At 35.9% G+C, this 21,258-nt stretch carries 20 protein-coding genes; 9 read left to right on the forward strand and 11 right to left on the reverse strand.

Annotation, left to right across the window (positions count from 1 at the left end; translation table 11 throughout):
* Window positions 1–109 precede the first annotated feature (109 nt).
* The 5 genes from RCH13_RS07030 to rsfS form a co-directional block, all read right to left on the reverse strand.
* A complete protein-coding gene (locus RCH13_RS07030) occupies window positions 110–763 on the reverse strand; it encodes a phosphatidylserine decarboxylase family protein (protein ID WP_326986529.1) in 654 nt (217 codons plus the stop codon).
* A 9-nt stretch (window positions 764–772) separates the two neighbouring features.
* The gene (locus RCH13_RS07035; RefSeq protein WP_326986686.1) at window positions 773–1,648 is read right to left on the reverse strand and encodes a phosphatidate cytidylyltransferase; all 876 of its coding nucleotides are present in this window, start codon (window positions 1,646–1,648) and stop codon (window positions 773–775) included.
* Between the two features lie 55 nt (window positions 1,649–1,703).
* Window positions 1,704–2,285: an LUD domain-containing protein gene (locus tag RCH13_RS07040; RefSeq protein ID WP_326986530.1), complete on the reverse strand. Its 582-nt coding sequence runs from the start codon at window positions 2,283–2,285 to the stop codon at window positions 1,704–1,706.
* Window positions 2,286–2,396: 111 nt separating this feature from the next.
* Window positions 2,397–4,391: an ATP-dependent zinc metalloprotease FtsH gene (gene ftsH / locus RCH13_RS07045; protein WP_326986531.1), complete on the reverse strand. Its 1,995-nt coding sequence runs from the start codon at window positions 4,389–4,391 to the stop codon at window positions 2,397–2,399.
* A 53-nt stretch (window positions 4,392–4,444) separates the two neighbouring features.
* Window positions 4,445–4,807 carry a ribosome silencing factor gene (gene rsfS / locus RCH13_RS07050; protein ID WP_326986532.1) on the reverse strand — a complete coding sequence of 121 codons (363 nt, stop codon included), beginning with the start codon at window positions 4,805–4,807 and terminating at the stop codon, window positions 4,445–4,447.
* An 85-nt stretch (window positions 4,808–4,892) separates the two neighbouring features.
* On the opposite strand from rsfS, the gene RCH13_RS07055 reads away from it, so the two are divergent.
* The gene (locus tag RCH13_RS07055; protein ID WP_326986533.1) at window positions 4,893–5,609 is read left to right on the forward strand and encodes a biotin--[acetyl-CoA-carboxylase] ligase; all 717 of its coding nucleotides are present in this window, start codon (window positions 4,893–4,895) and stop codon (window positions 5,607–5,609) included.
* On the opposite strand, the gene RCH13_RS07060 is transcribed toward RCH13_RS07055, so the two are convergent.
* Genes RCH13_RS07060 through RCH13_RS07075 form a run of 4 tightly spaced genes read right to left on the reverse strand, consistent with a single transcriptional unit; the run spans window position 5,603 to window position 8,930 of the window.
* Window positions 5,603–6,697 carry an LptF/LptG family permease gene (locus tag RCH13_RS07060; protein WP_326986534.1) on the reverse strand — a complete coding sequence of 365 codons (1,095 nt, stop codon included), beginning with the start codon at window positions 6,695–6,697 and terminating at the stop codon, window positions 5,603–5,605. The genes RCH13_RS07055 and RCH13_RS07060 overlap by 7 nt on opposite strands.
* A gap of 15 nt (window positions 6,698–6,712) precedes the next feature.
* Window positions 6,713–7,846 (reverse strand): tRNA guanosine(34) transglycosylase Tgt, encoded by a 1,134-nt coding sequence (gene tgt / locus RCH13_RS07065; RefSeq protein WP_326986535.1) that lies wholly within the window; start codon window positions 7,844–7,846, stop codon window positions 6,713–6,715.
* Between the two features lie 5 nt (window positions 7,847–7,851).
* On the reverse strand, window positions 7,852–8,217 hold the full coding sequence (locus tag RCH13_RS07070) for a DUF4296 domain-containing protein (RefSeq protein WP_326986536.1): 366 nt from the start codon (window positions 8,215–8,217) through the stop codon (window positions 7,852–7,854).
* Window positions 8,214–8,930, reverse strand: coding sequence for a polyprenol monophosphomannose synthase (locus RCH13_RS07075; protein WP_326986537.1), 717 nt, complete (start codon window positions 8,928–8,930; stop codon window positions 8,214–8,216). The genes RCH13_RS07070 and RCH13_RS07075 overlap by 4 nt, the downstream gene beginning before the upstream one ends.
* A gap of 142 nt (window positions 8,931–9,072) precedes the next feature.
* Between RCH13_RS07075 and RCH13_RS07080 the strand changes: the two genes are divergently transcribed.
* The 4 genes from RCH13_RS07080 to RCH13_RS07095 all read left to right on the forward strand — a co-directional run bounded on the left by RCH13_RS07080 (window position 9,073) and on the right by RCH13_RS07095 (window position 12,969).
* Entirely contained in the window at window positions 9,073–9,714 is a 642-nt protein-coding gene (locus RCH13_RS07080) for a DUF4271 domain-containing protein (RefSeq protein WP_326986538.1), read from the forward strand.
* A 10-nt stretch (window positions 9,715–9,724) separates the two neighbouring features.
* Window positions 9,725–10,465: a uroporphyrinogen-III synthase gene (locus RCH13_RS07085; RefSeq protein WP_326986687.1), complete on the forward strand. Its 741-nt coding sequence runs from the start codon at window positions 9,725–9,727 to the stop codon at window positions 10,463–10,465.
* Between the two features lie 103 nt (window positions 10,466–10,568).
* A complete protein-coding gene (locus tag RCH13_RS07090; RefSeq protein ID WP_326986539.1) occupies window positions 10,569–12,623 on the forward strand; it encodes a S9 family peptidase in 2,055 nt (684 codons plus the stop codon).
* Entirely contained in the window at window positions 12,613–12,969 is a 357-nt protein-coding gene (locus tag RCH13_RS07095) for a hypothetical protein (RefSeq protein WP_326986540.1), read from the forward strand. Before RCH13_RS07090 ends, RCH13_RS07095 begins: the two co-directional genes overlap by 11 nt.
* Before the next feature lie 10 nt (window positions 12,970–12,979).
* Here the strand turns inward: RCH13_RS07095 and RCH13_RS07100 are convergent, their stop codons facing one another.
* Window positions 12,980–13,471 (reverse strand): SRPBCC family protein, encoded by a 492-nt coding sequence (locus tag RCH13_RS07100; protein ID WP_326986541.1) that lies wholly within the window; start codon window positions 13,469–13,471, stop codon window positions 12,980–12,982.
* A gap of 185 nt (window positions 13,472–13,656) precedes the next feature.
* Between RCH13_RS07100 and RCH13_RS07105 the strand changes: the two genes are divergently transcribed.
* Entirely contained in the window at window positions 13,657–15,219 is a 1,563-nt protein-coding gene (locus tag RCH13_RS07105) for a sensor histidine kinase (protein WP_326986542.1), read from the forward strand.
* Between the two features lie 61 nt (window positions 15,220–15,280).
* Window positions 15,281–15,967 carry a response regulator transcription factor gene (locus RCH13_RS07110; protein WP_326986543.1) on the forward strand — a complete coding sequence of 229 codons (687 nt, stop codon included), beginning with the start codon at window positions 15,281–15,283 and terminating at the stop codon, window positions 15,965–15,967.
* Between the two features lie 103 nt (window positions 15,968–16,070).
* Here the strand turns inward: RCH13_RS07110 and RCH13_RS07115 are convergent, their stop codons facing one another.
* On the reverse strand, window positions 16,071–16,619 hold the full coding sequence (locus RCH13_RS07115) for an SPOR domain-containing protein (RefSeq protein ID WP_326986544.1): 549 nt from the start codon (window positions 16,617–16,619) through the stop codon (window positions 16,071–16,073).
* Window positions 16,620–16,805: 186 nt separating this feature from the next.
* On the opposite strand from RCH13_RS07115, the gene RCH13_RS07120 reads away from it, so the two are divergent.
* Both RCH13_RS07120 and RCH13_RS07125 read left to right on the forward strand, forming a co-directional pair.
* On the forward strand, window positions 16,806–18,167 hold the full coding sequence (locus RCH13_RS07120) for a c-type cytochrome (RefSeq protein WP_326986545.1): 1,362 nt from the start codon (window positions 16,806–16,808) through the stop codon (window positions 18,165–18,167).
* A gap of 21 nt (window positions 18,168–18,188) precedes the next feature.
* The gene (locus tag RCH13_RS07125) at window positions 18,189–21,254 is read left to right on the forward strand and encodes a TAT-variant-translocated molybdopterin oxidoreductase (protein ID WP_326986546.1); all 3,066 of its coding nucleotides are present in this window, start codon (window positions 18,189–18,191) and stop codon (window positions 21,252–21,254) included.
* Window positions 21,255–21,258 lie beyond the last annotated feature (4 nt).

Genomic DNA, 21,258 nt, shown 5'->3' on the forward strand with positions numbered 1-21,258 from the left:
GTGTGAGTTTGACTCTTTTTTTTATTTAAAAAACCTTGATTTCTCAGAAATAAGATTAAAAAAATCCGAAGTGTAAAACTTCGGATAATATATTAAGATTGTTAAAACTTTATTCTTGCATTTTCGCAATTACATCAATTCCACCTTTTGTTTTATCTCCAATTTTGCAGAGAATTTCTGTGTCTAAAGGTAGAAAGATATCCATACGTGAGCCAAATTTGATGAATCCAAACTCGTGTCCTGCTTTTGCAGTATCGCCTTCTTGACTATTAAAAACAATTCTTCTTGCCACGTAACCTGCAATTTGTCGGAAAACAACGGCGTGATTTGTCAAACTATTAATCGCTAAAGTTGTTCTTTCATTTTCTGTTGATGATTTTTCATGCCAAGCAACCAAATATTTTCCTGGATGGTATTTTTTATACACGACATTCCCAGAAACTGGATACCTGCAGATATGAACATTTACGGGAGACATGAATATTGAAACTTGAATTGCTTTACCTTTAATAAATTCCTCCTCCATCACTTCTTTAATCATCACCACTTTTCCATCTACGGGAGCAATAACGTTTTCATGATGATCTTGAATTTCTCGATTCGGAACACGAAAGAACCAAAAAACCAATCCGTATAAAAGCAGGGTTGGAATAATAAGGAAGAGCGCCCATTCCTGAAGGAAGTAAACCGCTAAAAAAGCAATAATTGCAAAAGCAATACTTGCCACAATAATGGTCCCTTTCGATTCTTTATGTAGTTTCATGAGTTTTTTCTAAATAGTTTTTTCTAAAATAAAGTACAAATATACAACAGGAACGCAGATAATAAAGCTATCTAAACGATCCAATATACCACCGTGGCCCGGAATAATGTTTCCAGAATCTTTCACGCCAAAATTTCGCTTTAACTGGCTCTCCACCAAATCTCCTAATGGTGCAAAAACCGAGACTAGGAATCCAACAACCATCCAATTACCGCGAAGGTCTGGATGATATTGTTCCACAAAAAAGCCTGCAATCAATGTTAGTACAACGCCACCCGCAAAACCTTCCCAAGTTTTCTTTGGAGAAATTTTAGGTGCCATTTTATGCTTGCCGAAGAACTTCCCTACAAAATAAGCGAAGGTATCACTGCTCCAAATGAGCACAAACAAGAAGAAGACCTCTAAAGTAAAAGTTTGATCCGTAGTTGAAAATTTAGGAAGACCAAGCGCAAATCCAAATGGGAGCGCGGTATAAATTACGGCAAAAATTAATTTTCCGTTGTCATAATAGAGTTCTTTTGAGAATCTGAAAAGCGTAATGACCGCAATTACAATAAGCGAAAGTGCCAATATTTCTGATAAATTATAATCAAAATAAAATCCGTGTTTAAAATATCGATTAGAAAAACGGTAAAAAACAATCATCACGAGCGGGAAGATTGCCCATTTTTCCCAACTTGTCGGACTAAACTTCATCATCTTCATGCATTCCCAGGCTCCTATGAAAAGGAAAAAGGTAATCAATCCGTAGAATAATTGCTCTTGTTGAATTAAGTTCGGGGATATTTTGTTCAAAAGAAAGGCGCCCAAAGGCGTGGTGCAGAAGATGACAAGAAAACCATATAGAAATCCTCCAAAGAGCCGCTCAACTAAATTTTTATCCAAAATATCTTGATTATAATTTAAGAAATACATTCTGTGCTTTAAAAAACAGAATATTTTAATCTTCTAGCAAAAGTAAAAAAAGTTTTGTATTGTCTTTGGTTGGAGTATCTAATTTAGAATTTCCCCCACTAATGGAAGTTAAATTTCTGATATTTCCATTACGTTTTATTTTCCCCATGGCGTCATTAAGATTGTTGACGATTTGGGAAACATTCGCCATGATAATTACTTTTTCGGGTAATCTGGAAGAATGATAATGAAGAATATTATTGTGAGAAAGCATGATGCGACCATCATAAGCGATTAAATATTCGCCCGTAATAAAAGCACAGTCATTAAACAATTCAAGTTCTGTGGTGTACGGAATATCCACAACATCCAAGAAGTTTTTCAAATCGTGGTCCCAACAGAAAACTGATTTCACATCTTCAATTTTCAGAATATGATTTAAGGTTTGCAGCGCTTCAGCTTCATCTGCACAATAATTGAAAAAACCGCCAGAGTGGGTAAAGAGTTGCGCAAACTTGTAATCTAAATCAGCATTTTTTAGCTGATCCCCAAGTTTGATCACATCCTGTTTTTCTTCGTCTTCAGGTTGATTAAGTATTTTACCGACAATTTTTTTGAATAGACTCATCTAAAGCTTTTGCGATTCTACCTGCAAAAATAGAAATTATTTAATTAGTTATTAAATTTATAAAAAAAATCCTGAAAATTTACATTAAAAGTAAAAATCAGGATTTTTTTTTTAGATCTGCGTGTTGCTCTCTGGCCCGAGAACAGTTTCCGGAGAGATTGTTTCTGGATTTTGGGTATTTGAAACTGGGTGCTCCGTTAATTCTGGATCCCATTGTCTTTCTCCAAAAATATCTTCTAAGTCCTCTCGGAAGATGACTTCTTTCTCCAAAAGTTTAGCTGCCAAAGCATCTAATTTATCCTTATTGGCTGCCAATATCTCTAATGCTCGTATATATTGATTTTCGATGATTTTCGAAATTTCTTCATCAATCATTTTAGCGGTTTGCTCAGAATAAGGTTTCCCGAAACTGTATTCAGATTGTCCCGTACTGTCATAGTAAGAAATATTCCCAAGTTTGTCATTAAGTCCATAAATGGTAACCATGGCATTTGCTTGCTTGGTCACTCTTTCTAAATCTGAAAGTGCACCTGTAGAAATATTGCCAAAAATAGTTTGTTCTGCCGCTCTACCACCTAAAGTTGCACACAATTCATCTAGCATTTGTTCTGTAGTGGTTAATTGTCTCTCTTCTGGAAGATACCAAGCTGCTCCTAAAGAACGTCCTCTTGGTACAATCGTTACTTTTAACAGAGGTGATGCGTGTTCTACTAACCAAGAAATGGTAGCATGACCGGCTTCATGATAAGCAACTCTTCTTTTTTCTGAAGGTTTAATGGCTTTGTTTTTCTTTTCGAGTCCGCCGATGATTCGGTCCACTGCATCTAAGAAGTCTTGTTTAGTTACCGATTCGTGGGAATTTCTTGCAGCAATTAAGGCTGCTTCATTACAAAGGTTTGCGATATCTGCTCCACTAAATCCGGGTGTTTGTTTCGCTAAAAATTCTCGGTCAATGTTATCTTCTAATTTAATTTTCGCCAAGTGAACATCGAAAATCTCTCTTCTTTCATGCAATTCTGGTAAGTCTACATATATGGAGCGGTCAAAACGTCCAGCTCTCATTAATGCCTTATCCAAAATGTCTGCTCTGTTGGTTGCTGCCATGATGATGACATTGGTATCTGTTCCAAAACCATCCATTTCGGTTAGTAATTGGTTCAGCGTATTTTCTCTTTCGTCATTACCGCCTGTCATATTGCCTTTTCCTCTGGCTCTACCAATCGCGTCAATCTCATCAATAAAAATAATTGCTGGAGATTTAAGTTTTGCTTGCGCAAACAGATCACGTACTCTAGATGCTCCAACTCCCACAAACATTTCCACGAAATCTGATCCGGAGAGGGAGAAAAATGGAACTTTAGCTTCACCTGCAACTGCTTTTGCCAGAAGTGTCTTACCGGTTCCTGGAGGGCCTACTAATAAAACTCCTTTTGGAATTTTACCACCTAATTTTGTATATTTTTCAGAGTTTTTCAAAAAATCTACTACTTCTTGTACTTCTTCTTTTGCACCTTCTAAGCCCGCTACATCCTTAAATGAAACTTGTACTTTATCTTTTTCGTCAAAGAGTTTGGCTTTTGATTTACCGATGGAGAATATTTGGCCGCCGCCACCGCCGCCGCCGCCGCCCATCATTTTTCTGAAAATCACGAAGTAGAATAACGCCATGATTCCAATCCAGAAGAGTGCAGTAAATAGCAATTCTGTGACCGGGTTCTTACCTAATCCGAAATCCTTTTTGGTAATTAATGCAGGATTTTCAGTTTTGATTTTATCAAATCTTTGCAAGAACAATTGTAAATCTCCAAAACTCAAAGTGTAATCAGGTTTCGGAGCAAAGTCGAAAGCGTCTAAGGGACTTCTTTCTGGAGCTTTTTGCCCTTTTGTTAAAGCTGTTTTCGCGGCTTTGGTTAAAAATACGTCAGCTTTTTCTGTATCTTTGTAGATTAAAACATCCTGTACTTTCCCCTGAGTCATCAATTGAAAAAACTCCTCTTCATCTATAGTACTGTCTTTAGCGTCGCCACCTATATTAGAAAAGAAAAAGAATAGAATCGCTACAAGTGCGATGGGAAAAAACCAGTTGAATCCTTTATTATTATTCATATTTATTTTATAAAAATTTTGACGAAAAGTGAATTTCGTCAAATATCAGTAAGTTAATTATCTATTTTGGTAATCTTAGCATCACCCCAGAGTTCTTCTATTTCATAGTATTCTCTGGTTTCTTTTTGAAAGATATGCACCACTACGGAAACATAATCCATTAAAACCCAAAGTGCGTTTTCTGTTCCTTCTACGTGCCATGGTCTGTCTTGCAAATCATTGCGTACTTTTTTCTCCACGTTCCCGGCAATAGCCGCAACTTGCGTATTAGAATTAGCGCTGCAAATGATGAATGTTTCTGCTACAGAATTTTCAATTGTTGTTAAATCGAAAATTAAAATATCTTCTCCTTTAGTATCCTGAATGGCATCTACGATTTTATCGATGAGTAGTTGCTTGTCTGTGATTTTATTCATTAATTTTTTGTATAGTCTGCAAATTTATCGTTTTTTTATTTAAATTGCTTCACGTTACCCTACTCTAAATCTATATTTTTCCTCAATGACTCCTATTATTTATGTCGATAAGTGCGAATCTACCAATTCTGATATTGAGAAGTTCATAATTCAAAATCAATCTGATTTTTTAACCCTCTATACTTTTCATCAAACTCAAGGAAAAGGACAGTATGGAAATAGCTGGGAAACGGCTGAAAATATAAATTTAGCATTTACAATTTCAGTGTCTGAGCATCTTATAAAACTCGGAAATGTTTTATTCAATTTTCATACCGCTGCATTGGTGGCTGATTTTTTTGCCAATTTGACAAATGAGCATGTACACATCAAGTGGCCAAATGATATAATCATTAGAGGAAAAAAAATTGCAGGCTTACTTCTAGAAAAGAAAAAAATAGGCGGTCAATTTTACTTCGTCATCGGAATTGGAGTCAATGTTCTACAAGAAAACTTTCAGGGTTTGCCTAAAGCTGGTTCGTTGTGGACACAAACAAAGCAAAAATTCGATTTGCATCAAATTGCGAATGAATTGCACGATTTTTTAGTTGCAAAATTAACTGTCCCAATTTCAGAGGATGTAATCTGGAACAATTTGAATGAAAATTTATTTAGAAAAGATTTAATTTCCGTTTTTGAGCTTGATGGAGTCAGACAAAATGGCATTATCCGAAAAGTACAGGAAAACGGTTTATTATGTGTCGAGTTTGAAAACGAAATATTGCAGAATTTCAATCACAAAGAAATAGAACTTCTTTATTGATTGGCTCGTCTGAAATATAAAAACAAAGATATTGGAGCGAAAATAAGATTGGGCAACCACATGGCAAGCAAAGGGTCCATCGATTTATTTTCGGAAACTACTTTCAATGCCTCAAAAGAGAAAACAAATATGAAAGCCAACGCAATTCCGAGGGCGAGATTTAATCCTAATCCCCCTCTTTTCTTTTCCGAGGATAGTGATAAAGCCAAAAATGTGAGAATGATGACCGATGCCGGCATTGAAGTCCTTTGATGTAGATCGTTTAAATAGGTATTTAAATTGGCATTTCCTTTTTCCCTTTCCCGCTTTATGAACTGCAGCAACTCTGGCGTTGTTTTATTTTGACCCAAAAGTGCATCTGGAAAAAGTTCTTCTGGCGGATGACCAAAATCTTTTTTCATAGAATTGCCATTGCCCAGTTTTCCAGTATCGTTTTTCAGGATTGTTTTGTCTAAATAATTATTGAGTACAAAATAATTTTTTTTTGCATCCCAATTGAATTCGCCGGCGTTGAGCTGATAAATCAATCTTCTCTTATCATCAAATTTCTGGTAAATTAAACCTGAACCGCGCTTTTCTTTTTTGTTATAACTCTTAATAAAAATGTATTCTGTTTTAGAAAGTTGGGTAGAAACTTCGGCATTACCAATGATTTGCTCCCGAGAGACCGCATTATAGGTGTAAGGTTCTAGCTCATTTTTCTTAATATTTGCGAGGGGCAAAACATAATGGTTGAGAAGAAGTGCAAAAATTGCAATTAAACCGGAAGTTATTAAATAAGGTCTCGCAAAACGATGAAAGCTCGTTCCAGAACTAATGATGGCAACAATTTCTGTATTGTTTGCAATACGGGAAGTAAAAAATATAACAGAAATGAAAACGAGAATAGACATAAAGGTGATGATCAAATTGATAATCCAGAAAGGATAAAACTCAATGAGAAAATCAGTTACTTTAAATCCATTGGATTCTATTCGCGGCGCTTTTGCCTGTACATCGATCACCAAAACAATAATCGTCAGCAAAGCCAACATGAACCCAAAAGTTCCGAGGTATTTTTTGATAATATATAAATCCAGTATCTTCATTAAATTCTGTATCTGTTAGAGTCTCTGTTTTAAAACAGGAACAATGGAGTCTTTCCATTCATAGAAATCTCCTGCCACAATATGCTCACGCGCTACTTTTACCAAGTCCAGATAAAAAGCTAAATTATGAATAGACGCAATTTGTTTTGCTAAATATTCTTTTGCTACAAATAAATGTCGCACATAAGCTTTGGAATATTCTGAGTCCACATAGCTTACGCCAAATTCATCCAGCGGAGAGAAATCTGCTTTCCATTTCTCATTTTTCATGTTCATCACACCTTTCCAAGTGAAGAGCATTGCGTTTCTTGCATTTCTGGTCGGCATTACGCAGTCCATCATATCAATTCCAAGCCCAATAGTCTCCAAAATATTCCATGGAGTTCCAACTCCCATCAAATATCGCGGTTTGTCTTTTGGCAGAATATCCGTGACTTCATCTGTTATTCTGTACATTTCATCTTCTGGTTCCCCTACCGATAATCCCCCAATTGCATTACCAACTGCATTTTGATCAGAAATAAATTCTGCAGATTTTTTTCTTAAATCAGAATAACAAGATCCCTGAACGATGGGGAAAAATGCTTGTTTGTGTCCATATAATTCTGGATTTTCTGCATTCCACTTGATACATCTCTTTAACCATCGATGGGTGAGATCCATAGATTTTTTCACCTGATTGTATTCTGCGGGATAGGCTACACATTCATCAAAGGCCATGAAAATATCTGCACCAATTTGTCTTTGGATTTCCATAGAAATTTCAGGAGAAATAAAATGCGTGCTTCCGTCAATATGCGACTTGAATTTAACGCCTGCCTCATTTAATTTTCTAGACTTGGACAAAGAAAAAACTTGATAGCCGCCAGAATCAGTTAGAATAGGTAGATCCCAATTCATGAATTTGTGTAATCCACCGGCTTGCTGCATAATTTCCATTTTCGGGCGTAAGTTAAGGTGATACGTATTTCCCAAAATAATTTGGGCTTTAATATCATCTTTCAATTCTCGCTGATGAACAGTTTTAACAGAAGCCACAGTTCCAACTGGCATAAATATAGGAGTTTGGATGGTTCCGTGATCGGTAGTGATGGTTCCGGCTCTGGCTTTCCCGGTGGTAGTTTTATTTATTTCAAAAAATGGAGGCATATTATCTATCTTTCAAATGCAGGAGCATTTGTATTTTCTTTAAATTTAGTAAGAATGGAATCTTTCGCTGCAGGATCTCTATCTAAAACGATTTCCTGAGCATTGTTCAATATTTCTTCTAAGTCGCGCGTTGCGGTATAATATTTATAACTTTCAGCAAAATCTACTCCTTTTATCTTATGTTTCTGTAATTCAAATCGCGTGGTATTCTCAAAATTATTGTTTGGAGTAATGTTGTTGATCTGCTCATTTAAAGCAAAATCTGCAATCACCATTGCCATTTTATCTTTTGGGATTAAATTTTTGGGCGGATCTATAAGTTCGGAACAACTCATCAGGACACAAAGGGAAAACAGACAAATGTTCTTCATAATTGACCGAGGAAAGATTTCCATTTTAAATTTAACACACCGAAAACTGCTTCGTGAATGATTCCGCCATTCATTTTGCTTTCACCCAATTCTCTATTGGTAAAAATAATGGGAACTTCAACAATTTGAAATCCTTTCTTATAAGCTCTGTATTTCATTTCAATTTGAAAACCGTAGCCTTTTAATTTGATCCGGTCCAAACCTATTTCATCCAACACTTTTCGAGAAAAACACACAAATCCAGCAGTAGTATCATGAATCGGCATTCCTAAAATAGTTCTCACATATTTAGAAGCAAAGTAAGAGAGTAAAACTCTTCCCATGGGCCAATTGACCACGTTTACCCCTTTCGAATAGCGTGAACCAATACTCATGTCTGCTTTTTTACAGGCTCGAAATAATTTGTCAAGATCTTTCGGATTATGAGAAAAATCGGCATCCATTTCGAAAATGTAATCATAGTTATTCTGTAAAGCCCATCTGAAACCATGAATGTAAGCTTTCCCTAATCCATCTTTAATTTTTCTTACACTGATGTGCAATTGGTGCGGATGATCAATTTGAAGTTTCTTGACGATTTCCGCGGTACCATCTGGGGAAGAATCATCTACAATAAGAATATGAAAATCCTCTTCCAAAGCTATAACGGTGGAAATGATAGCGGCAATGTTTTCCTTTTCATTATAAGTAGGAATGATGACGAGTTTTTTCATCCTGTATTTTAAGGTGCAAATATAAACTATTCCCGCAATTTTTTTTGCCGAAGATCGAAGGCTTGTAGGAGTATCGGTTTTTTAATGAGAAAATTTAAGTTTCCGTTCTATTAATATGCTTACTTTTGCAAAAAACTAAGCATTGATAAGAATCGCACAGCAGAATGATTGGGTAATTTTCCTCATAGTAGGCTGTATTTTCCTTTATGTTTTTATGCTTCTTTCACTTAAGAGAGATTCTACAGTAAAAGAGTTTCTGCGTCAGAAATTCCCGGACTCCGTGAATAATTTTTTGAGTTGGGTAATCATCAGTGTGGTTTTTTGCGTGCTTTTTGCCGCATTTATCTCTCCATTTATTCCGGTAGTTCCAGAAAAAGTGCAGGCCTTTTCCTTCTTCGGTTTTGAACTCACAAAATTCGGTTTTGCATTGGCCACTATTTCTGGTCTCACTTTAGTAAGAAGCCTATTCAGTTATTTATTTTACGCAGGAACGGGTTCCCTTAAAAAATGGGAACTTTTTTACTTCACAGCCTCCAAATTTTACTTTTGTGCTTCAGTCGGATTGATGATCTTATGTCTGATTAATTTCTATTTTACTTTAAATCCTTTTAAAGCTTTTGGAATTTATACAAGCATCTTTTTTTTACTCTTTATATTCAAATTGCTTTTTTATTTTCTCCACGCCAACAATGTGTTACCCGCAAAATGGTATTATAAATTTTTGTATATTTGCACCCTCCAAATTGTACCTCTGATTGTACTCTGGAGAGTACTCTTCTTTTAAAATTTCAATGATGATAATTAAATCTATACTGGTTTCTCAACCTGCACCTAACGAGTCTTCTCCTTATTTGGAAATGGCAAAGAAGGAAAAAATTAAAATTGATTTTCGCCCTTTTATTCATGTGGAGGGTGTAGATGCGAAAGAGCTTCGCGCGCAAAAAGTTGATTTGACGCATTTTACAGGAATTATTTTCACCAGTAAAAATGCAGTTGATCATTTTTTCCGTCTTGCAGAAGAAATGCGTTTTGCAGTTCCAGATACCATGAGATATATCTGCCAATCTGAAGCGATAGCGAATTATTTGCAGAAACATATCGTTTACCGCAAAAGAAAAATCTCATTTGGAGAGAAAAACTTTGCAGATTTGCTGCCATTATTTAAGAAATTCCCGACGGAAAAATATCTTTTGCCAGCAGCAGATGTTTTAAGTCCAGATGTGTTGAAAGTTTTGGAATCCGCTCCAATCGATTGGACCAGAGCTACCATGTATAAAACAGTTTGCAGTGATCTTACAGATGTAAATATTGCAGATTATGACATGCTGGTTTTCTTTAGCAGACAGGGAATTAAATCACTGGGAATCAATTTTGAAAATTTTGTACAAAATAGTACAAAGATTGCAGTTTTTGGAACTACTACAGAACAAGCGGCTATTGATGCAGGTTTAAGAGTAGATGTAATGGCACCAAGTAAAGAAAGCCCATCTATGACGATGGCTATTGAGAAATACATTCGCAGTATGGCGAAATAATACTGTCAAATTTCTAAATAAAACCATCTTTTCTGCAATTAAAAGGTGGTTTTATTTTTTAAAAAAAGCGATTTTTTAAAAAAATGCTTTGAGATCAGAAAATATGAATGCACCCCGACCGAAAAAAATAGAAAAAATTCTTGAGTGTAATGGAGACCGCAGAGTCGATCCTTATTATTGGATGAATGAGCGGGAAAATCCCGAAGTTATTCAATATCTGGAAGCAGAAAATTCTTACTGTGATTTCATGATGAAAGATACAGAGGATTTTCAAAATCTTCTTTTCGAAGAAATGAAGGCGAGGTATAAGCAGGATGACGAAAGTTTGCCTTATTTCTTTAATCATTATTGGTACATCGTTCGGTATGAAACCGGGCAAGAGCATCCTTTATTTACAAGAAAATTAGAATTTCTCGAAAGCGAAGAAGAAATGTTGCTAAACGTGAATATTTTAGCCGAGGGTCAAAAATTTTTCGAGGTCGGAAGTGTCGCGGTTTCCAATGATAACAAATTGATGAGTTTTTCTTCGGACAATATGGGAAGAAGAATTTATACTATTAAATTTAAAAATCTAGAGACGGGAGAACTTCTTCAAGATCAAATTCCCAATACCACAGGAAAAGCCATTTGGGCCAATGATAATGAGCATGTTTACTACATCAGAAAAGATGAAAGTTTGCGAGCGTATCAAGTTTTCATGCATCAATTGGGAACAGATTCTTCCCAAGATGTTTTGGTTTTTCATGAAAAAGATGAAACTTTTGACGTTAATGTTTTTAAAACCAAGTCCTTAGAATATATTTTTATTGCCAGTTCAAGTTCTATTTCAGATGAGCATCGGTTTATTCCGGCCGACAATGTTTTAGCACCCTGGACAATTATTCAATCTAGAATTGACGATTTGGAATATGCGGTAGAACATTATCAAGATGAATTCTATATCATCACCAATGCAGATGACGCAACCAATTTTAAAATTGTAACCACCAAAGTTGCACAACCTGGAATAGAAAATTGGAAAGAATTAATCCCACATCGCGGAGAAACTTTATTGGAAGGTTTTGAGATTTTTAATGATTTCTTTGTCATCGAAGAAAGGACTCAAGGTTTACTTCAAATTAAAATCATTGAAAATACAACTGGAAATTCCCACTATCTGGATTTTTCAGATCCCACTTATACCGCATACATTGGTTTAAATTTAGAATTTAATACGGAAAAATTACGCTTCGGATATACTTCTTTGACCAAACCAAATTCTACTATGGAGTATGATATGCGCAAGAAGAGCACAACATTACTAAAACAGCAGGAAGTTTTGGGTGGAAATTTTTTAGCAGAAAATTACATTTCGGAAAGAATCTGGGCTCCTTCTCGAGATGGAGAAAATGAAATTCCTATTTCACTGGTTTATCATAAAGATACCTTGAAGTCCACGGAAACACCTCTGCTAATTTATGGTTACGGAAGTTATGGACATACTGTAGATGCCAGTTTTTCTAATGTGCGGCTCTCCATTTTAGACCGTGGATTTATTTTCGCGATTGCGCACATTCGCGGTGGAGAATATTTGGGGAGAGAATGGTACGAAGAAGGAAAAATGCTTTTCAAAAAAAATACATTTAATGATTTTGTTGATGCTTCAAAGTTTTTGATTGCAGAAAATTATACTTCTGCAAATCATTTATATGCCATGGGCGGTAGTGCAGGTGGACTTTTGATGGGTGCAATTATGAATATGCAGCCAGAACTTTACAATGGAATTGTGGCTCAAGTGCCTTTTGTAGATGTAGTAACAACAATGTTAGATGAAACCATTCCTTTGACCACAGGTGAATTTGATGAATGGGGCAATCCAAAAGAGGCAGAATATTATGAATACATGAAATCGTATTCCCCTTATGATAACGTGGAAGCCAAAAATTACCCACACACGTTAATCACTACAGGTTTGCATGACTCCCAAGTTCAGTATTGGGAACCTGCAAAATGGACCGCAAAATTAAGGGAAATGAAAACAGACGACAATATTTTGGTCTTTAAAACTGATATGAGTGCGGGTCATGGTGGTGCAAGTGGTAGATTTGAATCTTTAAAGGAAGATGCTTTGGAATATGCTTTTTTAATAAAATTAGAAAATAAGATTGATGGAAAATAAATCAGAAAGCCAGTTATGGGAAGAAGTAGAAGCTTTTTTCGTAAAAAACTTTGACACCGAAAAACATCCGCAGATTGACACGGTTTTATTTTTAATCGGCGTTCAAGAATTGGGCAGCGGTCAGCAGAAATATACCAAAGATGATAAGCTAAACATTCTGCACATTGCGGTTTGTAGACTTCTGGAACCTTTCGGGTACTACAAATTTTCTCATTATGATAAAGACGGTTATCCGCACTTTGAAGAAACTGATCAACTCCCAGAATTAAAACCCAATGAGCAACAAATTTTAATGAAAAAGGCGATTATTCAATATTTCTTAGACGAAGAGTTGCTTCAAAACTAAAGGTCAGACTTTATTTTTTCTCAATTAATTGCTCCAGTTGATTCAAACCCATTTTAAACCCGCCTTCAAAGCCCATTTCCAAAAGTTTATTAAGGTCTTCAGTAGATTTGAAATGTATGTTGACGGTCAACTTTGTTCCTTCCTCCACACCCGTGAATCCAATTAGCCAGTTGCTTGCCGCAGAAGTCGGTAATTGATTTCCATCTTCATCCGAGAAATAATCTGAACGGTCAAAACTTCGCTCTTCATTAATCTCATTGAATTGAGCTGCAGAGAAATGCTTCTCGCCTTCTGGACTTATCATGGCATATCTCCATTTTCCATTAGGGTTAAAGTCTAGTTCCATCGTTTCGCATTTCCAAGGTTCTGGCGCCCACCACAAATCCAACAATCCCGCTTTGGTAAAATAATTCCACACCGTTTTCACGTCGGTAGAAAATACTTTCATCACATATAAAGTAGCAGCGCTCTCATCTTTATTAAATACTATTGTGCTTTTCATCTTTTGATTTTGAACAAATTTAGATAATAAAAATAAGATTAAACGTTTCCCAAATATTTAAGCTTGTTTCCGTTTATTTTGTTAAAAAAATGGTTTTTAAGAAATTAAACACAATATTAGTGAGTTTATATTGTTATTATATTCTTAAAATGAGTAATTTTAACACTTCATATTAAATACTTCTAATGAGCAACCGCTTTATTCCGATCATCTCTATATTAATGACAATCTCTATGGTTGTTTTTGTAACGTTGCAATTGTATTGGATTAAGGAATTGTATTCTGCTTTAAATCAAGATTTTAGCAATAAAGTGTATTCTGCACTAGAAAATACATCACTTAAAGTTTCTCAGATAGAGGTAGATCAATATCTGAATGATGACAATAAAAATTTTGGTAAAACGGTGATTGGAAATAACAGTCAGCCTACCCAAACTTACATACAGCAAAATTCTGATTCTGGAAAAAGTACCACTTTAACATTTCAAAAAAGCATTGTAGAGAGTCAAAACTTCCCAATTTCTCAGAGAGGAGATAGTTTGAAACTGACGAAATTGTATACGGATGAAGGCATCTTAAACTTTAAAAAAGAAGCTAATTCGTCGGAACCTTTAACTGCTCAACTTAGTAAAGACATCAACAATAACACTTTTGCACTGCGGGAGTTTGCTAAGCTTGTGGCGTCTAATGTGCCCATAGAAAAAAGAGTGGAGACAAAAATCTTAGACTCCGTCTTAGCGAAAGAGCTGCGGTTAAATGGATTGAATTCTAGTTTTGGATTTGCGGTAATGGATAAGCAAAACAAAGTCACGAAAGTTGTCAATAATATATATGCGGATCAAAAGGATAAAGAGAATAGAGAGAATTATACCTATCCACTTTTTACAGATGGTGAGGATCGAACTTTATATACATTGGCCGTGGTTTTTCCCAGTAAAGATTATTCTTTGGCGAAGACCAATTCACCGATGCTTCTGGGAACAATCATGTCTTTGTTGACCATTTTGGGGATTTATATCATTTCCATTAACTACATGATGCGTCAGAAAAAAATCGCTGATGTAAAAACAGATTTCATCAATAATATGTCTCATGAGTTTAAAACCCCTTTGGCAACTATTTCCGTAGCAACTGATTCTTTGGCGAATGATAAAATTGCTACCAATCCAGAGAAGGTAAAATACTATTCCGCGCTCATTAAGCAAGAAAATCTGCGGATGAAAAAGCAGGTTGAAAATGTCTTAAATATGTCTAAATTAGAGCGTAATGAAGTTAAATTGTTTTTAAAAGAAACTGATGTTCGCTCTTTAATTAAGCAAATTACAGAATCATTCGGTTTAATTGTAGCACAAAGAAATGGGGTTTTGATTCAGGAATTTAATACAGAAAAATATCATTTTAAAATTGATGAGTTTCACTTTTCTAATGCTTTGGTAAATCTTCTAGACAATGCCAATAAATATTCGCCAGACGCGCCGGAGATCACAGTTAGAACTCGAAACGAAGGAAATTGGTACGTCATCGAAATTTCGGATAAAGGAATGGGAATGGAAACGGATAATAAATTGAAGATTTTTGAAAAGTTTTTCCGAGAGGAAACGGGAAATATCCATAATGTGAAAGGTCAAGGATTAGGGTTATCTTATGTAAAGAAAATTGTAGAGCTTCATAAAGGCCTTGTCATCGTAGAATCAGAAAAAGACAAGGGCAGTACCTTCACGATTAAATTGCCAATGATTACGGTATAAATGAAAAGCTTGGCATCGGGAATTAAGATTAGATAAAAAAATAGAAATAAAAAGTAAAATTATGAGCAATAGAATCTTATTAGTAGAAGATGACCAGAGTTTCGGCGCTGTGTTAAAGGATTATTTATCCATCAATAATTTCGAAGTTACTTTGGCTGTTGATGGGGAACAAGGATTAAAAGAATTTACAGAAAAGGAATTCGACATCTGTATATTTGATGTGATGATGCCGAAAAAAGATGGTTTCAGCTTGGCAGAGGATGTTAAAAGAATTGATAAAAATATTCCTATTATTTTCTTAACCGCGAGAAATATGCGTGAAGATATTTTAAAAGGATATCAATTGGGTGCAGATGATTACATCACGAAGCCTTTTGATACAGAGCTTTTGCTTTATAAGATTAAAGCTATTCTACAACGTAGCGCGATTTTAGAAGATGATGAGCAGGAGCAATTTAAGATCAGTAATATCTATTTTGATTCAATGTTGCGCCAATTAAAAGTGGGCGATAATGAGTATAAATTATCTCCGAAAGAAAATGAATTGTTAAAGCTGCTTTGTATGCACAGAAACGACTTTATGCCAAGAGATTTAGCACTGAGAAAGATCTGGAAAAAAGAGAACTATTTCACGGCTAGAAGTATGGATGTTTATATTGCAAAATTAAGAAAGCTTCTAAAAGCTGATGATGGCTTAGAAATTATCAATGTTCATGGAGAAGGATTCCGTCTCTTGGTAAAGAATTAAAAAATAATGGAGAATAGAATGATAAAAAGTGCATTTTATTTCAATATATAAAAGAAGCCGCTTTCCTGGGAGAGCGGCTTCTTTGTAACGTAATTTACAATTCTTATTTTGCTTCTACACAGAAAACCCGATACTGAATCGATAAAGCAGATTTAAAATATTGTCTAATTCTCGCTAAATCTGGTGCGGCACTTTGTTTTGTTAGATAACTTCCGGCCATTACTTTATAATTTGGTCTTAGTGACGCATCAATTTCAACCTTCATATTGGGGAATCTCCTTCTGAAAAACATTCCTACCTCTCTGGCTTCCTCATTGCTCTTCACCACAGCTAATTGAATTTTATATCCCATTATTCGTGGATTACGGCGGCAGATTTCTGCCTGAGACATCTCCCTTTCGGGAATATTTATTTTTGGAGTGGTGGTTCTGGTCGGTTCATCACTGCTACTATTCCAAGATTTGTTGCTTCCTTCTTCAAAGGAAGTTGCACATTTATCTTCTATATTAGCGAGCAAATCACCTATTTTCTTGTCCATTGTTACAGCGAGTGGAGTTCCTGAAATGGTATCATTCTTCACAACTTGTTGGGCATCAACTATATTAATAAGGAGTAAGGAAATTAGGGCAAATATTTTAGGGATAATTTTCATCTACATTTATTTTAGGCAAATTTATAACAAATAAAAATTATACCAACATTTGTTATTTAGAACAGTTACAAATTAATGGCAATCGTAGAATGCTCTTCTCTTCTACCGTTAATTTTCTGTTAAATATCTTATTTTTGCCAAACTAAAAGCAAACACAATACATTTTACTAACCCAAGATTTTATAAATGATTAGTTGGAGAAAGCATTACAAAAGAGGTCTCATCGCAATAGGTTTGTTGCTCACGACCAGTGCTTCTATTTACGCTCAGGGAGATGCGAAAAACGGGGAGAAGCTTTTTAAAGCAAACTGTACCGCATGTCACGCATTAGACAAGCAACTTGTCGGTCCAGCTTTAGGGGGCGTTGTAGACAGACTTAAAACGGAGCAAAACTTAGACACGGAATGGCTGAACAAGTGGATTAAAGACAATAAATCACTTAGAGAATCCGGAGACAAATACGCAAACGAGGTTTACGAAAAATTCAATAAAGTTGAAATGACAGCATTTCCTAATCTTACAGATCAGGATGTTACTGACATTTTAGAGTACACCACCAATCCTCCCGCGCCAGAACCTGCAGCAGATGTAGCTACCGCGGTAGATACTAATTCTGCAGCTGCACTTGAAGCTTCTAATAGAGACTCTTCAAATTCAAAAATAATTTTAATTTCTTTGCTGGCCATTGGTGGATTACTGCTTTGGTTGCTTCTTAAATTGCGTCAGTTGGTAAAACTGCAGCAATCAGAAGAATTACAAGGAATTAACGCAAGTAGAGCCGTTTCCTTCGCAGATTTATATAAAAAGTATCACTATGTTGGAAAAGGACTTGTGGTTTTCTTAGGAATCTTTGCAGCCTACGGTCTTTGGAACAGTTTAATGTGGATTGGCGTTTACAAGGGTTATAAACCAGAACAACCAATCTATTTCTCCCACAAAATTCACTCGGGAGAAAATAAAATTGACTGTCAGCTTTGTCACTCTTCCGCTAAATACGGGAAGGTTTCAGAAATTCCATCCATGAACGTTTGTATGAACTGTCACCGAACTATTGCAGAATATAATGGTAAATACATGGAGCCAGGAAAAGATAAGGCTTTCTATGATGGAGAAATTCAGAAAATTTACGCTGCGACAGGTTGGGATACGGAAAAACAGCAATATACTGGAAAAACACAGCCCGTGGAGTGGACTAGAATTCATAATATGCCAGACTTTGTATACTTCAATCACGCACAACACGTGGTAGCAGGTGAACAGGCAATTATCAGTTCTTATAACAAGAAAAATCCTGAAGCGAAAATAGACGTAGTCTGTAAAGCTTGTCACGGTCAGATTGATACCATGAATGTGGTGCAAATGGCAAATGACTTCACGATGGGATGGTGTATTGATTGTCACAGAACTACAGAGATTGACATGGACAATGGCTACAACAAAGAGTATTTTAAAAATCTACACGATAAACTGAAAAAACAATACGGTTCCGGAACCAAAGTTACGGTAGCTGCTATTGGAGGTCTTGAGTGTGGTAAATGTCACTATTAATAATAAAAATTAGAAGTATCAATGGCTTCAAATAAAATACAATTCAGAAGTATTCACGAACTGAAAGATCCAAGTCTTAACGGAAAGTTGGCTCAAAAAGAATTTCAGAGCGAAATTCCAGTGGATGAATTACTAGGCAGTGGAAATTCGAAAGAATCCGGAAGCTCCAGAAGAAATTTTTTAAAACTTCTTGGATTTTCTACAGCGGCAGTGACTTTAGCTGCGTGTGAGGCGCCAGTAATTAAGAGTATTCCATATGTGGTAAAACCGCATGAGATTATTCCTGGAATTCCAAATTATTATGCCACTTCTTATTTCGATGGTTATGATTTCGCCAGTGTATTAGTAAAAACCCGAGAAGGGCGACCAATTAAAATTGAACCTAATCCCGTTGCTGGTCTATTAGGTAAAACGAACGCCAGAGCGCAAGCTTCAATTTTGTCTTTATATGATAATGATAAAATTAAGCAGCCCAAATTAAACGGTAAAGATGAAACGTTTGACAAAGTTGATGATTACGTATTAGAAGGTTTGTCGAAGGCAGGTTCTAAGAAAATTGTAGTTCTTTCTCACTCTTTTCCATCTCCAACTTTCAAAAAATTATTCGCAGATTTTAAGTCAAAATATCCTTCCGCAGAACTCGTTACGTATGACGCAATTCCTTACACTGCAGCATTGGATGCAGCACAAGAGGTTTTTGGTCAAAGAGCTTTGCCTGTTTATGACTTGTCCACCACACAATTAGTAGTTTCTTTCCAAGCAGATTTCTTAGGAGATTTTAATGGAGCATCTTTAGATACTTCCTATGCTGCGGCAAGGGTGCCCGGACCGAATATGTTAAGACATATTCAGATAGAATCTAACATGTCTCTTACGGGAGCCAATGCAGATTCGAGAATTAAATTGAAGCCAAGTGGAGTAAACAAGGTTTTAGTAGAAGTTTACAATGGTCTTTCCGGTGGTGCAGTAAGTAAAGAAGCTGGATCAATTATTAAAGAATTACAAGCGAAAGGAAACAACGCGGTTGTTTTAGCAGATGGTTCAAAAGCGGCACATGTTTTAGCACATTTAATTAATCAAAAATTAGGATCAAAAGCCTTTACTGGAAAAGCTAATTTCCTTAAAGAATTTGATGCTGTAAGATATCAGGAATTTTTAGGATGGTTAAACTCTGGACAAGTTGGCGTTTTAATCGCTAACAATGTAAATCCAATCTATTCTAACAATAAAGGAGAGGCATTTAGAAAATCATTAGAGAAAGTACCATATGTGGTTGCTGTTTCTGATAAGAAAAATGAAATGTACAAAGCTGCGAAAGCCGCAATTCCTTGTGCAAACTGGTTAGAATCTTGGGGAGATATGACGCCGCAAACAGGTGTTTATACCTTGATGCAGCCAACAATTCAAAAGATTTATAAATCCAGACAGATAGAAGATTCACTTCTTGTTTGGACAAATGGTAAAAATAACCCTGCCAATAATTACTACGATTATTTAAAATTAAATGCAGCTACCTATATTGGTGGAACCACATTTAATAAAGCATTGTATAATGGTGTTTTAGCTGGCGGAAACTCAGCATCACTTTCCTATGCTGGTGGTAACGCTGCACAGGCAGTTACAGAGTTAGGAGGTTTCAAAGCTTCAGACATGGAATTGGTTTTATATACCAAAACTTCTATGGGTGATGGAACTCAGGCGAATAATCCTTGGTTGCAAGAATTACCTGATCCAATTTCTAGAATGTCTTGGGATAATTACCTAACCATTTCCCCGAAAGACGCGGAGCGTTTAAATATTGTGAATGACCTTAATGGTAGATTGCAATTAGATGGTTCATTAGTCAATCTTACGGTTAATGGAGTAACATTAAAAGATATTCCAGTATTTGTACAACCAGGTCAAGCAGAAGGATCAATGGGTCTTGCTTTAGGTTATGGTAAAAAACTTTCTGGTAAAGTTGCCGAAACAGGCGTTAACGCTTATCCTTTATTTGATGGTTCTAATTCAGTTTTGTCCAATGTTACTATTGAGAAAACTGGAGTGGAGCATGAATTTGCAGGGATGCAGCTTCAGAATACGTTAATGGGTAGATATGAAATCGCGAGGGAAGTTCCTTTGGATACCTTCTTAAACGTAAAATTTGATGATGAAAAATTAGGGTGGAATAAGCCTTTGGAATATCATACGATTAGTGGCGCTTTGCCAGCAGGAAAAATTGATCTTTGGAACGCTTTCGATGACTTAGATGGTCCTCACTTTAATTTATCAGTAGATTTAAATTCTTGTACAGGATGTGGTGCTTGTATCATCGCTTGTCAGGCAGAAAATAATGTACCGGTAGTTGGTAAAGAAGAGGTTAGAATGTCCAGAGATATGTATTGGTTAAGAATTGACCGCTACTATACTACGGAGATGCCGGAAAATGCTGATACGAACAATGATGGTAAATTATCTACCACTGAAACGGTAGATGCAGGTTTGGATGTTCCAGGAATGTACAAATCCCTTATCAAGCCTCATGAGAGTCCAGATGTGATCTTCCAACCAGTAATGTGTCAACACTGTAATCACGCACCATGTGAAACAGTTTGTCCAGTTGCTGCAACTTCCCACGGGAAACAAGGTCAGAATCAAATGGCTTACAACAGATGTATTGGTACTAGATATTGTGCAAACAACTGTCCATACAAAGTAAGAAGATTCAACTGGTTCACTTACAATCTTAATGATAAGTTCGACTTTAATCAAAACAATGATTTAGGAAGGATGGTTTTGAATCCAGATGTAGTGGTAAGAACCAGAGGGGTAATGGAAAAATGTTCTATGTGTATTCAAATGACACAGAACACTATTCTTGAGGCGAAAAAAGATGGACGAGTAATCAAAGATGGAGAATTCTCCACTGCTTGTGTTAATGCGTGTCCTACAGGATCTCTGAAGTTTGGAGATATGAATGACAAAGCCTCTGAGGTTAGAGCATTGTACAGCACCAATAGAAGATACACTTTGCTAGAAGAAATCGGTACCAAGCCAAACGTATTCTACCATACGAAAGTGAGAAATAGAAAAGAAAACATAGTTTAAATAA

The sequence above is a fragment of the Chryseobacterium sp. MP_3.2 genome (genome assembly GCF_035984805.1).
Taxonomy (GTDB): Bacteria; Bacteroidota; Bacteroidia; order Flavobacteriales; family Weeksellaceae; genus Kaistella.